At 58.3% G+C, this 14,407-nt stretch carries 13 protein-coding genes; 6 read left to right on the top strand and 7 right to left on the bottom strand.

The annotated features are described in order from the left end of the window. Nucleotides 1-54: 54 nt before the first annotated feature. Nucleotides 55-954, bottom strand: coding sequence for a LysR family transcriptional regulator (locus AC1P02_RS09515; protein ID WP_085941500.1), 900 nt, complete (start codon nt 952-954; stop codon nt 55-57). A 97-nt stretch (nt 955-1,051) separates the two neighbouring features. On the opposite strand from AC1P02_RS09515, the gene AC1P02_RS09510 reads away from it, so the two are divergent. Further along, nucleotides 1,052-1,654, top strand: a complete 603-nt coding sequence (locus tag AC1P02_RS09510) for a short chain dehydrogenase (RefSeq protein WP_096120109.1) — start codon at nt 1,052-1,054, stop codon at nt 1,652-1,654. Nucleotides 1,655-1,785: 131 nt separating this feature from the next. Here the strand turns inward: AC1P02_RS09510 and AC1P02_RS09505 are convergent, their stop codons facing one another. The 3 genes from AC1P02_RS09505 to dapA all read right to left on the bottom strand — a co-directional run bounded on the left by AC1P02_RS09505 (nt 1,786) and on the right by dapA (nt 5,037). Then, on the bottom strand, nt 1,786-2,889 hold the full coding sequence (locus AC1P02_RS09505; RefSeq protein WP_005311616.1) for a phosphoribosylaminoimidazolesuccinocarboxamide synthase: 1,104 nt from the start codon (nt 2,887-2,889) through the stop codon (nt 1,786-1,788). A 143-nt stretch (nt 2,890-3,032) separates the two neighbouring features. Next, on the bottom strand, nt 3,033-4,157 hold the full coding sequence (gene bamC / locus AC1P02_RS09500; RefSeq protein WP_088814160.1) for an outer membrane protein assembly factor BamC: 1,125 nt from the start codon (nt 4,155-4,157) through the stop codon (nt 3,033-3,035). Next, nucleotides 4,150-5,037, bottom strand: a complete 888-nt coding sequence (gene dapA / locus AC1P02_RS09495; RefSeq protein ID WP_021139756.1) for a 4-hydroxy-tetrahydrodipicolinate synthase — start codon at nt 5,035-5,037, stop codon at nt 4,150-4,152. Before dapA ends, bamC begins: the two co-directional genes overlap by 8 nt. 267 nt (nt 5,038-5,304) lie before the next feature. Between dapA and AC1P02_RS09490 the strand changes: the two genes are divergently transcribed. The 3 genes from AC1P02_RS09490 (at nt 5,305) to AC1P02_RS09480 (ending at nt 7,270) form a co-directional block, all read left to right on the top strand. Further along, nucleotides 5,305-5,838 carry a glycine cleavage system transcriptional repressor gene (locus tag AC1P02_RS09490; protein ID WP_005311611.1) on the top strand — a complete coding sequence of 178 codons (534 nt, stop codon included), beginning with the start codon at nt 5,305-5,307 and terminating at the stop codon, nt 5,836-5,838. A gap of 22 nt (nt 5,839-5,860) precedes the next feature. Continuing rightward, the gene (gene bcp / locus AC1P02_RS09485) at nt 5,861-6,325 is read left to right on the top strand and encodes a thioredoxin-dependent thiol peroxidase (RefSeq protein WP_021139757.1); all 465 of its coding nucleotides are present in this window, start codon (nt 5,861-5,863) and stop codon (nt 6,323-6,325) included. A 444-nt stretch (nt 6,326-6,769) separates the two neighbouring features. Next, nucleotides 6,770-7,270 (top strand): YfbU family protein, encoded by a 501-nt coding sequence (locus tag AC1P02_RS09480; protein ID WP_017412149.1) that lies wholly within the window; start codon nt 6,770-6,772, stop codon nt 7,268-7,270. A gap of 60 nt (nt 7,271-7,330) precedes the next feature. Here the strand turns inward: AC1P02_RS09480 and yfbV are convergent, their stop codons facing one another. Beyond that, nucleotides 7,331-7,771, bottom strand: a complete 441-nt coding sequence (gene yfbV / locus AC1P02_RS09475) for a terminus macrodomain insulation protein YfbV (RefSeq protein WP_011899053.1) — start codon at nt 7,769-7,771, stop codon at nt 7,331-7,333. A 302-nt stretch (nt 7,772-8,073) separates the two neighbouring features. Between yfbV and AC1P02_RS09470 the strand changes: the two genes are divergently transcribed. Then, complete coding sequence (locus AC1P02_RS09470; protein WP_485185154.1) at nt 8,074-9,276, top strand: acetate kinase; 1,203 nt, start codon at nt 8,074-8,076, stop codon at nt 9,274-9,276. Between the two features lie 70 nt (nt 9,277-9,346). Beyond that, nucleotides 9,347-11,500 (top strand): phosphate acetyltransferase, encoded by a 2,154-nt coding sequence (gene pta, locus AC1P02_RS09465; protein WP_042467240.1) that lies wholly within the window; start codon nt 9,347-9,349, stop codon nt 11,498-11,500. A gap of 405 nt (nt 11,501-11,905) precedes the next feature. Here the strand turns inward: pta and ilvN are convergent, their stop codons facing one another. Together ilvN and AC1P02_RS09455 are read right to left on the bottom strand one after the other, a co-directional pair. Next, complete coding sequence (gene ilvN / locus AC1P02_RS09460) at nt 11,906-12,400, bottom strand: acetolactate synthase small subunit (RefSeq protein ID WP_005311605.1); 495 nt, start codon at nt 12,398-12,400, stop codon at nt 11,906-11,908. Then, a complete protein-coding gene (locus AC1P02_RS09455) occupies nt 12,400-14,118 on the bottom strand; it encodes an acetolactate synthase 3 large subunit (protein ID WP_058393639.1) in 1,719 nt (572 codons plus the stop codon). Before AC1P02_RS09455 ends, ilvN begins: the two co-directional genes overlap by 1 nt. Nucleotides 14,119-14,407 lie beyond the last annotated feature (289 nt).

Genomic DNA, 14,407 nt, shown 5'->3' with positions numbered 1-14,407 from the left:
ATCGCTACGATGGGCGCAGGGTAGCAGCCGAAGATGACAGAAAAATAACGCCGGTCAGAGCAAGTAGCGGGGCCGCTCGGCAAACCACTGGGCCAGCACCTGCTTGAACAACCGGATCTTGCGTGGCACCCGCCGCTGCTGGGCGTGCAGTACATGGAGCTGATGCAGGCCACTCTGCCACCCGTCGAGCACGGTCACCAGCTCTCCCGCGGCCAGCGCGGGCTCCACCAGCATCAGAGGGCACTTGGCATACCCCATGCCAGCACGTGCAAGTTGCAGTACGGTACTGTAGTGATTGGCCCGCACCTTGCCTTGCACCAGAATGTGGGCCTCTTCCTCTCCTCTGCGAAAGTGCCACTGCTCCCAGGCGGGGTTGCTCCCCTGCAACAGGCAGGGGCGGCTACTCAGCTCATAGGGGGTGGCTGGAATCCCTTCCCGCACCAGCAGAGCGGGGCTTGCCACCACCACGTCCTTGAGCTGACCGAGTGGCAACGCCACCAGGTTGTCGGGGATGCTGCTCATGGCGCGCAGCGCTATGTCGTTCTCCCCCTGACTCATATCGACCATGGCATTGGTGAAGTTGAGTTCGACCTCGACACCCGGGCAGAGCACTGCAAAATGGCCAAGCAGCTCGCTCACCATGCGATCCCCTGTGCTGACCGCACAGGTAAAGCGCAAGCGGCCAGCATCCTCCTCGGTCAGTGCCTGGATATCCTCTTCCGCCTGTCGGACTAGCGCGAAGATCTGCCCCGTCTGCAAATAGAGGGTCTTGCCCGCCTCGGTGAGGCTGAGCCGGCGGGTAGTGCGCTGCAACAACTGGGCATTGAGAGCGGCTTCCAGGGCGCTGACATGGCGGCTCAACATCCCCTTGCTCACCCCCAGCACATCGGCAGCGGCAGAGAAGCTGCCTCGCTGCACCACCTCGTAAAAGCTGGCCAAATGGGCGATATCCATCATTAGCTCCAATATGGAAACAATGAGTTTATTTTACGCGCTTTTTCCCCCGTTTCATCGCGCTAGAATCGACCTATCCCAACCAGGAGTGAAACAGATGAAGATTGTGATTGTGGGTGCCTCCGGCACCGTCGGCTCTGCGGTCAGTGAACTGCTTGCCAAGGACCATCAGGTGATCCGGGTCGGTCACAGCCGTGGCGATGCCACTGTCGACATGCGCGATCCCGCCTCCATCAAGGCGCTGTTTGCCCAGGTGGGCCAGTTCGATGCGCTGGTCGTCGCCAGCGGCAGCGTGGCCTTCAACGGTCTGACCGAGATGACCGACGAGCAGTGGCAAGTAGGGCTCCAGAGCAAGCTGATGGGCCAGATCAACCTGACCCGCGCCGCCATTCCCTATCTGAATGACAAGGGCTCCATCACCCTGATCAGCGGTATTTTGAGCGAGGAACCCATCAACTGGGGGGTCAGTGCGACCACCATCAATGGCGCCATCGAGCACTTTGTGAAGGCCGCCGCCTGCGAGCTGCCAAAGGGCTTGCGCATCAATGTGGTGAGCCCGACCGTGCTGACCGAGTCGATGGACAAATACGCAGACTTCTTCCCGGGCTTCGTGCCGGTGCCCGCCGCCAAAGTGGCACTGGCCTATCAGAAATCCGTGCTGGGCGTGCAGACCGGGCAGGTGTTCAAGGTCAACGGCTAATAGCCGCCACCCTCTTGCCGCCAGACCAGCAATAAAAACGGGCCCCGCACTGGGGCCCGTCTGTTGGTCGGCTTGTGCCTTTTACAACCGGCAAACGTTTGTTTTCCGATGACAAAAAAAGGCGGCAACCCTTAGTCGATCAGACCGTACTGATCCCGCAGCACCTCGATGATCTCCTGCTTTGGATTGGCGGAGCGCACCAGCGGGTGACCGATGATCTTCTCGGCGATCCCGACGTAGGTGTTGGAGATATCCATCATCACTTCGGTGGGCAGCTTGTTGCCTTTGGCCAGGGCGAAGCGTTCCGGCATGCGGTTCTTGTTGAGCAGGATGTCCGGATCCGGGAAGTGGTTGAGCAGCCACTGACGGAAACCCTCTTTGGACTTCTCGACGATCTGGCCATCACGCAGCGCCGCGCCATCCCAGATGCGGGAGCTGTCGGGGGTACCCACTTCATCCATGTAGATCAGCTTCTCGTTGCCAGCCGCATCCTGGACATAGCCAAACTCGAACTTGGTGTCGACGAAGATCTGATCCAGCGAGGCCAACGCATCGCTGATGACGTTGAAGCCCTCTTTGAGCAGTACTTCGTAGCGATCGATGTCAGCCGGTTTGCTGAAGTTGAAGCCTTGGTAGTGGCGTTCGATATCGGCGCGGGAGACGTTGACGTCATCGGCTTCCGGCACGCCATCCAGCCCGGTCAGCACACCCTTGGTGGAGGGAGTGATAAGGATCTCCGGCAACTTCTGATCCTTTTTGAGCCCTTCTGGCAGGGTGATGCCGCAGAACTCACGCTCGCCATCCTTGTAGGCACGCCACATGGAACCTGTGATGTATTGGCGGGCGATCGCTTCGATCATCACGGGGCGGGCTTTTTGCACGATCCAGACGAAGGGGTGCGGAATATCCAGGATGTGGCTGTCGGCCAGTCCCTTCTCCTTGAACAGCTTGAACCAGTGACTGGAGATGGCGTTGAGTGCAGCTCCTTTGCCCGGTACGCCATTCAGCCCGTCGACACCTTGCCAGATGCAGTCGAAGGCCGAGATGCGGTCGCTGATCACCATGAGGGCGAGCGGCGCATCGGCAGGCACATCATAGCCTTTCTCTTTTATGAGCCGGGCACTGTCTTCGGGGGTCAACCAGTAGACGCTGCGCACTTTGCCGGAATGGACAGGTTTATCGGTACGGATCGGCAAATCGTCATTCACCGCCAATACTTGATCTGCAAGACTCATGGCTAATAACACTTCCTGTTTGTGGGAGGAATAAAACAGAGGCACCAGGCCCCTGTTTCTGGGGGGTTAACATATCAAGCGCATCAAACCCTGTATTTACAGGGGGATTAACCTAACAAAACAGGGGCACTAGGCCCCTGTTTCTATTCTGTTTTTGCTGCCTGGTCAGCCAAGCCCTTGGCAAAGGCCTCGGACAGGCTGATATACATCTGGGAGATGACGCCGGACGCCACTGGCTTCTTGTCCTTGTCGAACAGGGTGATGGAGGTCTTGCCCCCCGCCATCTCGCCCAACTGGAAGCGATACTTCTCCTCTTCCAGCTTGAACGGCTCGCCACCCTTGGCTTTCCAGAAATCGCTGCCCGGTTCGTCGTATTCGACGTCGATCCAGCCCAGTGACTGCTGGGTATCCTTGATGGTGAAACCATAGGCCGGCAGCACCTGATTGAGGCGACGCCAGACCAGATCAAAGGAACCGTCAGCAATCCAGGCACTCAGCTCATTGTTGTCCAGACCCAGCTGCAAGCCCATGCCATCGTTGGCCTTGTGCTGCTCGCGGGACTTGAGCTGCTTGTCGTAATAGAGGGAGAACTGGTTCAGGGCGCGGGTCGCGTAGCGCTGGGCATCGGCTGGCGTCAACACATTGGTGGTCTCGCCATCAATGGTCTCTTCGTGATCCAGCACCCGCACCGACATGTTGACAGCATGACGCTGGGCATCGTTGCGCACTGTGAACTGGTAACGCTGGCGGATGTTGAAATCATCATCCTCTTCACTCCAGCCATCGAGGGCCTTGGTGTTGTCAAACCAGCCGGTCTGCAAGACGCCAGCCTGCTGATCCAGCTTCTCTGTGGTCACCTTGTACTGGGCCAGGAAGTTCATCAGGAAGGCCCAGGTATCGCGCTCCACACTCTGATTGGTACTCAGGGCATAGAAGGCCACTGTGGGTTCGCTGGCATTGGGCACGACCTGGCTGCCCGGTACCACTGTCAGCAGCTGGGCAGGCGGACGCACATCGATCTTGGCGCCAAGAGCACCGTCACGGCTGCTCTCTGGCAATGCCGGGATGTCGAAATTGCTGTTAAAGGCGGGGGTACTCAACCCGGACGGCACCAGAAACGCACGACCTTCAAGGCGGGCATCCTCGTACTCGAAACCACGGTTGGCCATCTTGCGATCCTGGGGTGAACTACAGGCTGCCAACACGGCAACGGTCGCTACACTCAGCACCAGGCGCACTGCATTTCCCTTTCCATTTGCTTTAAACACTCGCCATCAACTCCGCAGTCGTCAGTGCTCGCGTCATCGCTTGTTCGCCCTCTGGGGTGAGGTCGGTAAGCGGCAGACGCAAGGTCGCCGTCGCAATCAATCCCAGTCGGGCGCAGGCCCACTTCACCGGGATGGGACTCGGTTCGCAGAACAGAGTCTGATGCAACGGCATCAATCGATTGTTGATGTCATGCGCCTGCCCGGCATCACCGGCCAGCGCAGCACGACACATGTCGGCCATCTGGGCCGCTGCAATATTGGTGGTGACCGAAATGACTCCGTCTCCCCCTTGCAGCATAAAATCACATCCACTGGCATCATCGCCACTATAAAGCGCGAATTCCTCTCCGCACAGCTCACGCAGCAGCGGAGTACGGCTCAGATCCCCGGTGGCCTCTTTCAGACCTATGATGCCGGGTACCCTGGCTAACCGGGCTACCGTCTCCGGTTTGAGATCGCAACAAGTGCGACCGGGCACATTATAAAGAATTTGGGGCAGACCACTAGCCTCGGCGATCGCACAATAGTGACGATAGAGGCCTTCTTGGGTGGGTTTGTTGTAATAAGGGGTAACCGAGAGACCCGCCACCACGCCCGTTTCGGCGAATCGTTTGGCAAGGGCGATGGCATGGGCGGTATTGTTGGATCCGCAACCGGCGATGACGGGAATGCGTCCGGCGGCCAGTTCCACGGTTTTTTCCACGACGGCGATGTGCTCCTGCTCGCTCAGGGTCACCGATTCCCCTGTGGTACCAACCGCAACGATGGCGGCTGTGCCCGCGCTGACATGATAATCGACCAAGGTGGCCAGACTGGCCCAGTCGACTTCACCTGAAGCCAGCATGGGGGTAACGAGCGCAACAAGACTACCGCGTAACATGGATATTTCTCCCGATTTTCAGGGGCGTTATGGTAAAGCTGCCCCCTTGGAAAAACAAGGGAGGCAGGGGGCAAGCCATGATACCATCCGGCACAAAACCCTGTGCGCGAGCGCAACAGCATGCGCCAAATCGTGGTCGTGACCACCACAGGCAGGGCTCGCCGCAACAACATTCTCAACAAGGTTGTCATGTCAGAGTGCAGAGAGTGGCCAGAGCGCTCCCGCTGTACTCACATTCACAACCAGCTAATGGACGAGAGAAGATTTATGACTCACTACCTGGTCGTAACGGCCATAGGCACGGACAGGCCTGGCATCGTCAATGAAGTCACTCGCCACGTCAGTGGGTGTGGCTGCAACATTGTCGATAGCCGTCTTGGTATCTTCGGTAATGAATTCACCTTCATCATGCTGCTGTCCGGTGACTGGAACAGCCTGATGCAACTCGAGATAAGCCTGCCCCTGCGCAGCCAGGAGTGGGAGCTCATCACCATGATGAAGCGCACCGAGCGCCACCATTCGCTGCAATACGACATCAGCGCCAACGCCGAGATCCTGATCCGGGATCAGCCTGGCATCGTAAGCCAGTGCACCCAGTTCTTCAGCGACCACGGCTGGGACATCCAGGCCATGCAGACCATGACGCTGGAGCAACAGCCCTACAACCTGCTCAAGGCAAGCTTCCAGCTCAATCTGGCCAAGCAGGGAGAAGCAGCCGGTTCGGATACGGCCTTCGCCGGATTCTGTCGTGAACTGGGCGCCGAATCGTTCGAATTCATCGTCAACAACAAACACGCCTGACGACCAACCCCAAGGAGAATCCATGCAACCTTTATCCGCTGGCACCCTGGCCCCCGACTTTTCCCTGTCAGATCAGGATGGCAATCCGGTTCGTCTATCCGACCTGCGCGGCAAGAAAGTGCTCATTTATTTCTATCCCAAGGCGATGACCCCGGGCTGCACCACCCAGGCCTGCGGTCTGCGTGACGTCAATAGCGAGCTGGCCGCCCGGGGCGTGGTGGTGCTCGGCATCAGCCCGGATCCGGCCAAGCGCCTGAAGAAGTTCGAGGAGCGCGACAGCCTCAACTTCCGCCTGCTGGCCGATGAAGATCACGCCGTCGCCGATGCTTTTGGCGTCTGGGGCCCGAAGAAGTTCATGGGCAAGGAGTATGACGGCATTCACCGTCTGAGCTTCCTCATCGATGAAGAGGGCAAGGTCGTCCACCGCTTCGACAAGTTCAAGACCAGCGACCACCATCAGGTGGTGCTCGACCTCATCAAGGGTTGAGCCCGAAGACATATAAAACACACCATGCAAAAAGGGCCTGCAACTGCAGGCCCTTCGCTTGTCTCGCTTGCCGAGATCAACAGTGTGATGATGGCATCACCTGATGAGTCAAGGCCGGGTCGCCATCTTGGCGGCCCCGTTTTCGCTGCCCCGTCTGCCAGGACCTGTAGCCACAGCGATGGAGTCATGTTTGTGATGGTCTGGCATGCACCTGTGTGGGGTGCCTTGGTGGCGAGTCATCCGGGCACAAGCCAGATGACTCCTTTATTGTTACCAGCTCGAGCAGCAATGCAAGCACGCAACAGCTGCTTTTAATTAACCAGAAACCGCTCCGTTTTGATTTCCCGATCCGGCTTTCTCACCAACCTCCCCTGCCAGATCAAAAAATTCATCTGAGATATGGGTTAACGTGACCCCAGTTTCATTTTCCAGTGAGAAAAGCCCATGAACATGAGCCACACCGAACGCCTGATCCTGAGCAACCAGTACGAGATCCTGGCCAAACTCAATCCGGAGAAAGCGGCGTCTTACCAGCGGGCAAGCACCATCATAGCCCGCGGCTACTGCCTGCAGATCCTCGAACTGGAGAAGAGCTTCGGTCATCTGGATCTTGCCACCTGTCAGGAGGTGATCGACACCCTGGAACTGCACCATGCGCTGGCCATCTCCTGGGGCAATCTTGATGGGGCCGATCAGAGTGAAATCACCGCCAGCCGGCTGGAATTCAACGGCTACAGCCGCAGCCAGGAGCGGGAGCTGGCCGACTACGTCTGCTTCCTGCTGGAAGTGGACAAGCGCTTCCCCGAGCTCAAGTGCCCATGTGACGAGCTTTCGAGCGACATTGCCATGCGCGACAAGTACCAGCGCATGCTGACCGTATGGCGCCAGTGCCCCCGTCAATACAAGCTCTCCATCCAGGAGATCCGCAAAGTATTGGCGGCCTGATCGACATAGATGGAAAAGGCGCCTCTGGGCGCCTTTGTCTGATTGGAAAACCTTGTTCGCCTATTCGTAGAGAAAAGATTTGTCCAGCTGCTTGAAAGCAGCATTGAGGGTATCGGCCAGCTCTTCGTAACGGGGCTGGGCCACCAGTTGGCGATGACTCCCCTGCTCATTCATCTTGCCGTTGATCTCGCGATACCAGCTGGCAAGGGAGGGAGGCAGACGGGTATCGGCACGCTGACCGAGCCAGTAGTAACCTTGCAGCGGCAGACTGAGCAGAAACAGCACGGATGTCATGACGGAAGGCCAGTAGTGCAGCTCACCGAGCTGGAACTGCAGCATGACGCTGAGCACCGCCAGCGCCGGAATGATCTTGAGGGCGAATTCGGTGGCCTTGATCACCCGATTCTCCGGAAACATGGAATTAAGCTCGGGACGGCGGGGCCAAAGGGTCATATAATGACGGCCTTGCTGTAACTTAGTTCCAAAAATGTTCATGCTCATGCTACCTCCGAGCTTTTTTTGAACGTATTAACGGCAAAACCTCGACTATATTTGATGCACAATAACAAAGGTTGAGGATGACTTTGTTATTTTTCAACAATCGAGTTATCCTTTGTACGCCCAATTTTTGCACCAACGGCCTGCCGTTGAGCTGTCAGGGACGTCTGGATTTCGGGTCTTGTATCACTATACAAGGGGCAAGCAACAGATTGCCAACCCTCATAAGGATAAGTTGAAAGTTTTTGGACGCAACGCGTCCAACGCATCCTCCTACACAACCCAATCTGCGATAGGATTTATTCATGAGTAAGCTGGTTCTTGTACTTAACTGTGGCAGCTCGTCCCTGAAGTTTGCTGTCATTGACGCAACCACCGGTGATGACCTGTTGTCCGGCCTGGCCGAGTGTTTCAACCTCGACGACGCCCGCATCAAGTGGAAACTGAATGGCGAGAAAGGCAGTGCCGATCTGGGCGCTGGCGCCGCTCACCAGGAAGCGCTGGACTACATCGTCAACAAGATCCTGCCGCTCAATCCGGAACTGTCCCAGAATCTGATCGCCATTGGTCACCGTGTTGTTCACGGTGGTGAGCGCTTCACCTCCTCCGTTGTGATCTGTGATGACGTCATCGCCGGCATCGAAGCCGCCGTACCTTATGCACCGCTGCACAACCCGGCTCACCTGATCGGTATCCGTGAAGCACGTCGTATCTTCCCGGCCCTGGCCGACAAGAACGTGGCCGTGTTCGACACCGCCTTCCACCAGACCATGCCGGAAGAAGCCTTCCTGTACGCCCTGCCGTACAAACTCTACAAAGAGAACGGCATCCGTCGCTACGGCGCCCACGGCACCAGCCACTACTTCATCAGCCTAGAAGCCGCCAAGCAGCTGAACAAGCCGGTTGACGAGCTGAACATCATCAACTGCCACCTGGGCAACGGTGGTTCCGTCTGCGCCATCAAGAACGGCAAATCCGTTGATACCTCCATGGGTCTGACCCCGCTGGAAGGCCTGGTCATGGGTACCCGCTCCGGCGATCTGGATCCGGCCATCATCTTCTTCCTGCACGACAAGCTGGGCATGAGCGTGGCGGATATCAACACCATGCTGACCAAAGAGTCCGGCCTGCAGGGTCTGACCGAAGTGACTTCCGACTGCCGTTTCGTTGAAGACAACTACGACAGCAAAGAAGAAGCCAAGCGTGCCATGGATGTTTACTGCTATCGCCTGGCCAAGTACATCGGCGCCTACGCCGCCGCCATGGACGGTCGTCTGGATGCCGTGGTCTTCACCGGTGGTATCGGTGAAAACTCCGCTCCGATCCGTGAAATCACCCTGAACAAGCTGGGTCTGCTGGGCTTCGACGTCGATCACGACGCCAACCTGGCTGCCCGCTTCGGCAAAGGTGGCGAGATCACCAAGGCTGGTTCTACCAAGGCCCTGGTTATCCCGACCAACGAGGAGTGGGTCATTGCCCACGACGCGCTGGAACTGGTCGGCGCATAAATTCGCTGTAGAGCAAGGCCGCCCCAGGGCGGCCTTTTCCTGATCCCAAAAAATGAACAAGGGGTATTAAGTGGCACGCACTATTATGCTTATCCCGGTCGGCACTGGTGTCGGCGTAACTTCCGTGAGTCTTGGCGTTGTCCGCGCCATGGAACGTCACGGTGTCAATGTCAGCTTCTTCAAACCGGTCGCTCAGCCGCGTCCGGGTGAAACCGGTACCGAGCGCTCCACCGCCGTGATCCGCGCTGCTGCCAACATCAACCCGCCCGAGCCATTCGCCCTCTCCTACGCCGAGAACATGATCACCTCCAGCAACACCGACATCCTGCTGGAAGAGATAGTGGCTCGCTTTGAAGAGCACGTGAAGGCCAGCGGTGCCGAAGTGCTGGTCATCGAAGGCATGGTACCGACCGACAAGCAGCCGTTTGCCAACAAGCTGAACTATGACGTCGCCAAGGCGCTGGATGCCGACATGGTGTTCGTGACCCATCCGGGCAACGACTCCAGCCAGAAGCTCAAAGAGCGCATCGAGCTGGCCTGCTCCAACTTCGGTGGCGTCAACAACCCCCGTATCGTTGGTTGCGTCATCAACAAGGTAGGCGCTCCGGTTGACGAGCACGGCGTGACCCGCCCCGACCTGACCGAGATGTTCGAGGCGCACCACCACGCTTCTGAAGCGGCCCACAATCTGGAAGTGCTGCAAGTGTTCGGCAAGAGCCCGCTGCGCATCCTGGGTTGCATCCCCTGGAATACCCAGCTGATCGCCCCGCGCGCCAAGGATCTCGCCAAACATCTGGCCGCCAAGATCCTGCACAAGGGTGAGCTGGACAGCCGTCGCCTGCAAACCGTGACCTTCTGTGCCCGCTCCATCCACAACATGGTTGAGCACTTCCGTCCTGGCAGCCTGCTGGTCACCTCCGGCGACCGTTCCGACGTCATCGTCTCCGCCTGCCTCTCCGCCATGAACGGCGTCAAGCTGGGCGCACTGCTGCTGACCGGCAACTATCATCCCGAGCCGCAAGTGATGGCCCTGTGCCAACAGGCCATGGCCACCGGCCTGCCGATCATGATCACTGGCACCAACACCTGGCAGACCGCCGTCAGCCTGCAAAACTTCAACGTCGACATTCCGGAAGATGACCGCGAGCGTATCGAGCTGGTGCAGGACTATGTGGCTGGCCACATCGACAAGCACTGGATCGAGTCTCTCTCAGCCAAGTCTACCCGTTCCCGTCGTCTGAGCCCGCCGGCGTTCCGTTATCAGCTGACCGAGCTGGCCCGTCAGGCCAACAAGCGTGTCGTGCTGCCGGAAGGCGAGGAGCCGCGTACCATCAAGGCAGCTTCCATCTGTGCCGAGCGTGGTATCGCCCGTCCTGTGCTGCTGGGTAACCCGGAAGAGATCCGTCGCGTTGCAGAGCAGCAGGGTGTGGTGCTGACCGACCGTGTAGAGATCATCGACCCGCTGGAAGTGCGCGAGCGCTATGTGCCGCGTCTGGTCGAACTGCGTAAGAACAAGGGCATGACCGAAGTGGTTGCCCGCGAACAGCTGGAAGACAACGTGGTGCTGGGCACCATGATGCTGGAGCGTGGCGAAGTAGACGGTCTGGTATCCGGCGCGGTACACACCACCGCCAACACCATCCGTCCGCCGATGCAGATCATCAAGACTGCCCCGGGCTCTTCCCTGATCTCCTCCATCTTCTTCATGCTGCTGCCTGATCAGGTGCTGGTGTACGGTGACTGCGCCATCAACCCGGATCCGACTGCCGAGCAGCTGGCCGAGATCGCCATCCAGTCCGCCGACTCCGCTGCCGCCTTCGGCATCGAGCCGCGCGTCGCCATGATCTCCTACTCTACCGGTACCTCTGGCGCCGGTGCCGATGTAGAGAAAGTGCGTGAAGCGACCGAGTTGGCCAAGGCCAAGCGCCCCGACCTCATCATCGACGGTCCGCTGCAATACGATGCGGCCATCATGGAGAACGTGGCCAAGTCCAAGGCCCCTAACTCACCGGTTGCAGGTAAAGCTACCGTGTTCGTCTTCCCGGATCTGAACACAGGCAACACCACCTACAAGGCGGTACAGCGCTCCGCTGATCTGGTCTCCATCGGCCCCATGCTGCAAGGCATGCGCAAGCCGGTCAACGACCTGTCCCGTGGCGCCCTGGTTGACGACATCGTCTACACCATCGCCCTGACCGGTATCCAGGCAGCTCAGGCCGAGTAATCGCCCCTCAGCCGACCCTGTGAAAAACCCGCCGAGAGGCGGGTTTTTTTATAGTGGGCGGGCGACATGTTGATCCGCAAGATCAAATCAGGATCCTGACCGGATCACTATGCCTCTCTCCATGGCTTGTCTGGCAAGGCTGGCAGGATAAGCAAACACTCACACCCGCCACAGGGGATTGCACAATTGCACCCCAACAGAGATCAGATCCAAATACCCCTTTAAGATCAGCTCACTAACACTAGACACACCGCTAATCTACAGAGTTTTCCACAGCTTTTGTGGATAGTTTACTGATCATTTGAAATAAAATGACAGACCTGCACTTCCCCCTGGCCCAACTTGCGCCCGTGAAAAAGGGCTCCGAAGAGCCCCTTTGGGATAACAAATCCACCTGCCGAACAATCAGGGGCGCAGTGCCTTGTCCGCCCGGGAGATGCCACAGACGCCGGAGCGCACCACTTCGATGATCTCGTTGGTCTGGGCTGCGGTCTTGATGAAGGCATCCAGCTTCTCGCTGGTGCCCACCAGCTGCACAGTGTACTGCTCCGGGGTCACGTCGACGATCTGGCCACGGAAGATGTCCGCCAGCCGTTTCAGCTCGTCGCGAGCACCACCGGCGGCGCGCGCCTTGACCAGCGCAATCTCCCGCTCGATATGCTCCCCTTCGCTCAGGTCACACACCTTGAGCACGTCCACCAGCTTGTGCAGTTGCTTCTGGATCTGCTCCAGCACACGCTCGTCACCCATGGTGACGATTGTCATGCGCGACAGGGTGGGATCCTCGGTGGGGGCCACCGTCAGGGTCTCGATGTTGTAGCCGCGCTGGGAGAAGAGGCCCACCACGCGGCTCAGGGCGCCGGATTCGTTCTCCAGCAGAACGGAAATTATATGTCTCATCAGGTTCTCTCCGTCTTGCTCAGCCACATCTCATCCATGGCACCAAACTTGATCTGCATCGGGTAGACATGCTCATCCGGATCGACCGAGATATCCATGAACACCAGCCGATCCTTGATGGCAAAGGCTTTCTCCATGGCGCTCTCCAGCTCCGCCGGATCGCTCACCGCGATACCGACGTGGCCGTAGGCTTCCGCCAGCTTGACGAAGTCGGGCAGGGATTCCATGTAGGAGTGGCTGTGGCGACCGCCATAGAACATCTTCTGCCACTGCTTGACCATGCCAAGGGCGCGGTTGTTGATGGAGATGATCTTGATGGGCACACCGTACTGCATACAGGTGGAGAGCTCCTGAATGTTCATCTGCACCGAACCGTCACCGGTCACGCAGCAGACCACAGCCCCGGGATTGGCAAACTGGGCGCCCATGGCGGCCGGAATACCGAAGCCCATGGTGCCGAGGCCTCCGGAGTTTATCCACTGGCGCGGCTTGGCAAAGGGGTAATAGAGGGCGGCGAACATCTGGTGCTGGCCCACGTCGGAGGCAACGAATGCCTCCCCCTTGGTCACCTTGTACAGGGTCTCGATCACCTGCTGCGGCTTGATCAGGGTGGGGTGGGTCTCATAGGCCAGGCAGTTGCGGGAACGCCACTGGGCGATCTGGCTCCACCAGTCTGCCAGAGCCTGCTTGTCATTATCAAAACCGCACTCGCGGATCACTTCCAGCATCTGCTCCAGCACGGTTTCCACCGAGCCGACGATGGGCACATGGGCCTGTACCGTCTTGGAGATGGAAGTGGGATCGATATCGATGTGCACTATGGTGGCATTGGGACAAAACTTGGCCACGTTGTTGGTGACGCGATCATCGAAGCGGGCACCCACGGCAAAAATCAGATCCGCATTGTGCATTGTCTTGTTGGCTTCGAAGGTGCCGTGCATCCCCAGCATGCCGACAAACTGCGGATGGGTGCCAGAGAAGGCTCCCAGCCCCATCAGGGTGGTGGTCACCGGCAGGTTCAACAGCTCGGCCAGCTTGGTCACCAGATGATCCGCATTGGCATTGATGGCACCGCCACCCACGTACATCACAGGGCGTTGCGCATCTACCAGCAATTTGGCGGCCCTCTTGATCTGGCCCTTGTGTCCGGCCTTGGTCGGATTGTAGGAGCGCAGCGAGACGGACTCGGGATACTGATAGGGAAATTTCTCTTTCGGGTTCTGCACGTCTTTGGGCAGATCCACCACCACAGGCCCCGGGCGGCCGCTGGCGGCAATGTAGTAGGCCTTCTTGATGGCATCGGGAATGTCGCTGGCTTTCTTGCACAGGAAGCTGTGCTTCACCACAGGACGGGAGATGCCGATCATGTCGGTCTCCTGGAATGCATCCTCCCCGATCATGCTGGTCGGTACCTGACCGGACAGGATCACCAGGGGGATGGAGTCCATGTAGGCGGTCGCGATCCCCGTGATGCAGTTGGTCGCGCCAGGACCCGAGGTCACCAGCACTGTGCCCACCTTGCCGGTGGAGCGGGCGTAACCGTCCGCCATATGCACCGCGGCTTGCTCGTGCCGCACCAGGACATGCTCCATCTTGCCGTTTTCAAAGAGAGCGTCATAGATGTCGAGCACTGAGCCACCAGGGTAGCCGAAAACGTGCTCAACTCCCTGATCTTCCAGCGCTCTAACCACCATCTGGGCGCCTGATAACATCTCCATGATAAAGCCCTCCAGGCTTTGCTCCGTTAAGCGAAAGCTATCGACAGTCCGCTGCTTCCCGGCAGCGCCGGCCCCGTGTCTTGTTGTTGTCTGAATACGGGCCTGGCGAGTTCGGTGCCGTCGATAGTAGAAAAATAGGTTTTTTCCATCATTCACCCGAAAAGCGGGTGAAAATCCAACTTAACCCGCTTGCGAACGCTTGTCCACGGCTTTGTCTGACCAGAACAGTCATAAATTTCAAACAGCTATTAACATTCAGTGACTTGGTGAAAAGGGTGGGAACAAAGCG

Source organism: Aeromonas sp. TS_SC_11, assembly GCF_057318915.1.
This window is presented reverse-complemented; position numbering and strand designations above follow the sequence as displayed.

Excerpts from the sequence above, each read along its gene's own strand:
- AC1P02_RS09515 (WP_085941500.1), bottom strand. The coding sequence starts at position 954 with ATGGATATCGCCCATTTGGCCAGCTTTTACGAGGTGGTGCAGCGAGGC.
- AC1P02_RS09510 (WP_096120109.1), top strand. The coding sequence starts at position 1,052 with ATGAAGATTGTGATTGTGGGTGCCTCCGGCACCGTCGGCTCTGCGGTC.
- AC1P02_RS09505 (WP_005311616.1), bottom strand. The coding sequence starts at position 2,889 with ATGAGTCTTGCAGATCAAGTATTGGCGGTGAATGACGATTTGCCGATC.
- dapA (WP_021139756.1), bottom strand. The coding sequence starts at position 5,037 with ATGTTACGCGGTAGTCTTGTTGCGCTCGTTACCCCCATGCTGGCTTCA.
- AC1P02_RS09490 (WP_005311611.1), top strand. The coding sequence starts at position 5,305 with ATGACTCACTACCTGGTCGTAACGGCCATAGGCACGGACAGGCCTGGC.
- bcp (WP_021139757.1), top strand. The coding sequence starts at position 5,861 with ATGCAACCTTTATCCGCTGGCACCCTGGCCCCCGACTTTTCCCTGTCA.
- AC1P02_RS09480 (WP_017412149.1), top strand. The coding sequence starts at position 6,770 with ATGAACATGAGCCACACCGAACGCCTGATCCTGAGCAACCAGTACGAG.
- yfbV (WP_011899053.1), bottom strand. The coding sequence starts at position 7,771 with ATGAGCATGAACATTTTTGGAACTAAGTTACAGCAAGGCCGTCATTAT.
- AC1P02_RS09470 (WP_485185154.1), top strand. The coding sequence starts at position 8,074 with ATGAGTAAGCTGGTTCTTGTACTTAACTGTGGCAGCTCGTCCCTGAAG.
- ilvN (WP_005311605.1), bottom strand. The coding sequence starts at position 12,400 with ATGAGACATATAATTTCCGTTCTGCTGGAGAACGAATCCGGCGCCCTG.
- AC1P02_RS09455 (WP_058393639.1), bottom strand. The coding sequence starts at position 14,118 with ATGGAGATGTTATCAGGCGCCCAGATGGTGGTTAGAGCGCTGGAAGAT.